Consider the following 4,319-nt stretch of genomic DNA (forward strand, 5'->3'; position numbering starts at 1 on the left):
GTTGCGGCCCACCAGCGCTGGTTTGCCGCTCCGGTACTCCAGCAGTGCGCTGAGCACCTCCCCGTTGCCGTAGAGGGGCTTCCACCCGGCCTCCAGCAGGGCCCGGCAGTCCACCACGCAGGGGTAGACGAGGTGTTTGAGCTCGCCCTCCGCCGCCGGGGTGATCCTCGCCTGGTGCAGGCGGCGGATCGCGCCGAAGGCCAGGTGGGCGGTGACCTCGAAGGATTTCATGCCCGCGATCTCCTCCACCTCCTCCTGGGAGAGGGAGCCCTCGCTGGCCACGGTCACGACCCCGCCGAGGCCCTCGACTCCGTGCAGGGCGCAAAATTCCAGGGCGCTGGCCAGGTCGTCGACGTGGCAGAACTGCCACCGCTGCTCGTGGCCCTTCACCGTGAGCAGGCGCGGGGCGGAGAAGTGGCGGCTGAGCAGGGTGTCCAGGCCGGGGCCGACCAGCGGTGCGGGGCGGACGACGGTCACGGACAGACTCGGGTGCGCGCGGCGGGCGCGTTCGACGAGTGCCTCGATCTCCGCGAAGTCGCCGGTCAGCCCGGCGCTGTTGTCGGATACCCGCGGAGCGTCCTCGGGCAGCGGCACCGGATTGTCGGGAGCCGCACCGTAGACCATGGTGCCCGTGACGAGGATGACGCGCGGCACCCCCGAGGCGGCGGCGGCCGTCAGGACCGTCTGGGCGGCGCGAACGTTGTGCTGACGACGCTTGGCGGGTTTGGTGTCCAGGGAACGGTCGTCGGCGGTGTGCACGAGGACGTCGATGCCGTCGAGCCGCGAGACCAACCCCGGATCGCACACATCTGCGATGCGCCAGGTGACGCCGTCCAGGTCGGAGAACTCGTCGTCGATCGCCACGACCTCCCGTGCGGCCGCGGAACCAATCGGCTCGGTCAGGCGTTGCACGAGGAGCCGACCCACCCCGGAGGCGGCGCCGGTGACCGCGACCACCGAGCCCGTGCCTTCGGACGGGCTGTGCTCTGGGCGAACCTGGCTGCTTTCGGTATTCACTCCGGGCGACTCCCAGCTAACGTGACAGTGGAGACCAAACCTAATCCTGCCTGAGGTCTGATTGTGAGCGACCTGCCATTCGGTTTCAGCATGCCGAACGATCCCGATGACGAGTCCGGACGCCGCTCTGGCGACTCCGGCTCGGGTGCCGGCAGCGGCCGCCCGGGCGGGGGAGACTCCGGAACGCCGAGCGACTTCCCGTTCGGCGACCCGCAACAGATGGCCAACATGCTCCGGCAGTTCGCCGACATGATGTCGAGCCAGCCGAGCCCTGGTGGTTCCGGCGGCACGTCGTCGCAGTCGGGGATCAACTGGGACATGGCCAAGAACATCGCGCGGCACACGGTGTCCCAGCAAGGCGACCCGAGCGTCCCGCCCCACGACTACGCCAAGGTCGAGGAGGCGCTCCGCCTCGCTGACCTGTGGCTTGACCAGGCTACCGACCTGCCGTCGGGGATCCACACCGCCCAGGCGTGGAGCCGGTCGGAGTGGATCGAGCGGACGATCGACTCGTGGGCGCAGCTGTGCGACCCGCTGACGTCCAAGACCGTGCAGGCGATGGGACAGAATCTCCCGGAGGAGATGCGGTCCATGGCCGGTCCGCTGCTGGGCATGGTCCAGCAGATGGGCGGCATGATGGTCGGCCAGCAGGCGGGGCAGGCGATCGGCGAGCTGGCGCGCGAGGTGATCGGTACCACCGACATCGGTCTGCCGCTGGCTGGTGAGGGCAACGCGGCCCTGTTGCCGCCCGGTGTGGCCGGGTTCGGTGAGGGGCTGGAGATCCCCGAGGACGAGGTGCGGCTGTACCTGGCCGCGCGCGAGGCTGCGGTGCACCGCCTGTACTCCCACGTGCCGTGGCTGCGTTCACACGTGTCCCGACTGGTCGAGGAGTACGCGGCCGGGATGTCGTTCGACGTCAGCGGCCTGGAGGACAAGCTCGGCGGGATCGACCTCACCAACCCGGAGGCCCTGCAGGAGGCGCTGTCCGGGGGCATGGGCGGCGAGAGCCTGTTCCAGCCGGAGGACACACCGCAGCAGAAGGCGGCGCTGGCCCGCCTGGAGACCACCCTGGCTCTGATCGAGGGCTGGGTGGCCACGGTGGTGTCGGACGCGGTGTCCGAGCGGCTTCCGCAGGCGGGCGCCCTGGCCGAGGCGACCCGGCGGCGCCGGGCGACCGGTGGGCCCGCCGAGCACACGTTCGCGGCTCTGGTGGGCCTGGAGCTGCGCCCGCGCCGGCTGCGCGAGGCGTCGGCGCTGTGGACCGCGCTGGAGGAGGCGCGCGGGATCGAGGGGCGCGACGCGGTGTGGCAGCACCCGGACCTGATGCCCGCGGGCGCGGACCTGGACGACCCGGACGCGTTCGTCAGCGGCGGCGGGGAGTTCGGGGACGCCGATTTCGACATCTCGAAGCTGACCGGCGACACGGACGCCGCGAAGGACGAGAAGAAGGACGACGGGGACGACCGCGGAGAGGACGCCTAGACCGTGTCTCTGCACGCGGACGCCCGGGCGCTGTTGGGCGCGTGGAGCGCGCCCGACGCCCGGCAGGAGGAGTTGCGCCGGTCGTACCTGGAACACCTGGACGCGCACGAGGACGCCATGTGGCGCGGGTGCCTGCCCGGACATGTGACGGCGAGTTCGGCGATCATCTCGGCGGACGGGTCCCGGGTGGCGCTGGTGCTGCACGGCATCCACGACCTGTGGCTGCAGACCGGTGGGCACTGCGAGCCCGAGGACACCACGCTGGCCGGGGCGGCGCTGCGGGAGGCGACCGAGGAGTCGGGGATCGAGGGGATCACCCTGCTGCCGTCGCCGGTACGCCTGGACCGGCACGCCGTGCCGTGCGGAGGCGGGAGCCACCACCTGGACGTGCAGTTCGCGGCGATCGCGCCACCGGACGCGGTGCTGGTACGTGACCCGAACGAGTCGAACGACCTGGGCTGGTTCCCGGTCGACGAGGTGCCGGAGCCGTCGGACGAACCGTGTCGTGCTCTGGTACGGGCGGCGGCCTCGGCCGTGGCCGAACACCTACGCGACGGCCGGACGAGCGGGGTGTAGGTCCGGGCGTCCGGCACCGTCGGAAGAAACGCGCGGGCCCCGTTCCACCATCCGGAACGGGGCCCGTGTCGTCATGGTGGCCGCCGAGGGCGTGGCCAGGAGGTCAGCGACGGGGACGCGCGCCATGCGACGGTGGAGCGGCGTCCTGGCACGGGAGTGAACGGGGCTCTGACACAAGGCCGGGGCCACGAGGGCGGCGCTGAGCCCACGCGCACCGACGACGTTCTTCGCCGGAGAAATCCTTTCCTGCCGACCACCGCCCCGGGCGGCGCCCAAGCGCCGCGGGTCCTGCCGGATTCGTCGCGCACGAGGAGACGCGGGGCTTTTCATCGCTCCGCCACCCGCGACCACGAAGTAGGCATGGCACTGACGGAATGTGTCGCTTTCCCCTGGGCCATGGGTGAGGAGTCCGCGTTCGACACACATGCGGTCGCCCCCGCCGCCGGCCCACGTGTGGTGGCCGAACCCGGTCACGATGACCTCGCGGCGCCCTGGGCGAGCACGACACCTGGCAGTGGAATGGGCCAAGGCACCGGGACAGTACCCCGAACGCGGGATACCGAACCCCCGAGGGGGCGCGTCGAGAACCGCGGCGCGGGCCGCCTGACCCCCCCGGGGGGACGGGGAGGCCTCTGCCACCCCTGGCCGGCACCAGAATTGACGTTTCTCATACTCAGGCAAAAGGCCGCCATCGTGGCCCCATGCCAAAATGAAACATTGTCACTTATCCGACATTGTCACTTGTGCGACATTTTCGTTCCTCTCTTCCATTTCTCTCGCTAGCGAGCAAGAATGGCGAGCAGGAACATCAGTAAACAAGTGGAGGGCACGTCACGTACGCGACATCAGTGAGCGTGCTCGCTCGGGAGCGCTGCCACCGAGCGGCGCCCGCCCGCACCGCCCAGAACCTCCACGGGAGTCATGGGCACGAGGGACTTCCGCCGACCGGACAGGCACCGCGACAGCCGAGGACGAGCACGCCCCGCATCGTTCGGACGCGATGGGGGTTCCCATGAACAAGAAGACGATCGCAGGCGCCCTGTTCGCGGGGCTCGCGGTTCCTGCTCTGACGTTCGGCGCTCCGGCGGCCGCGACGACCGCCCAGCCCGGCGGCCCTGCGGCCCCCCAGGCCAACGGAAGCCCGGCCGTCGTCCAGCAGGAGGGCACGTCGGCCAAGACCACGCAGACAGCGCTCCCCGAGCACCGGCGCTGCCACAACCACCGCCACAAGCACGGCGGGGACC

Annotated in this window: 3 protein-coding genes and 1 pseudogene; 3 read left to right on the forward strand and 1 reads right to left on the reverse strand. The window is 70.8% G+C overall.

Annotated elements, in window-relative coordinates:
• Positions 1–957 (reverse strand): NAD-dependent epimerase/dehydratase family protein (locus tag D471_RS0100900; protein WP_017596883.1); only part of this gene is annotated, 957 nt, incomplete at its 3' end.
• Positions 958–1,080: 123 nt separating this feature from the next.
• Here D471_RS0100900 and D471_RS0100905 point away from each other — a divergent pair.
• The 3 genes and pseudogenes from D471_RS0100905 to D471_RS0100915 form a co-directional block, all read left to right on the forward strand.
• Positions 1,081–2,499 carry a zinc-dependent metalloprotease gene (locus D471_RS0100905; protein ID WP_017596884.1) on the forward strand — a complete coding sequence of 473 codons (1,419 nt, stop codon included), beginning with the start codon at positions 1,081–1,083 and terminating at the stop codon, positions 2,497–2,499.
• Between the two features lie 3 nt (positions 2,500–2,502).
• Complete coding sequence (locus tag D471_RS0100910; RefSeq protein ID WP_017596885.1) at positions 2,503–3,075, forward strand: NUDIX hydrolase; 573 nt, start codon at positions 2,503–2,505, stop codon at positions 3,073–3,075.
• Positions 3,076–4,087: 1,012 nt separating this feature from the next.
• Positions 4,088–4,319 (forward strand): annotated as a pseudogene (locus D471_RS0100915) (hypothetical protein); the annotation flags it as partial.

This window comes from Nocardiopsis lucentensis DSM 44048 (assembly GCF_000341125.1).
In the GTDB taxonomy this organism is placed as follows: domain Bacteria; phylum Actinomycetota; class Actinomycetes; order Streptosporangiales; family Streptosporangiaceae; genus Nocardiopsis; species Nocardiopsis lucentensis.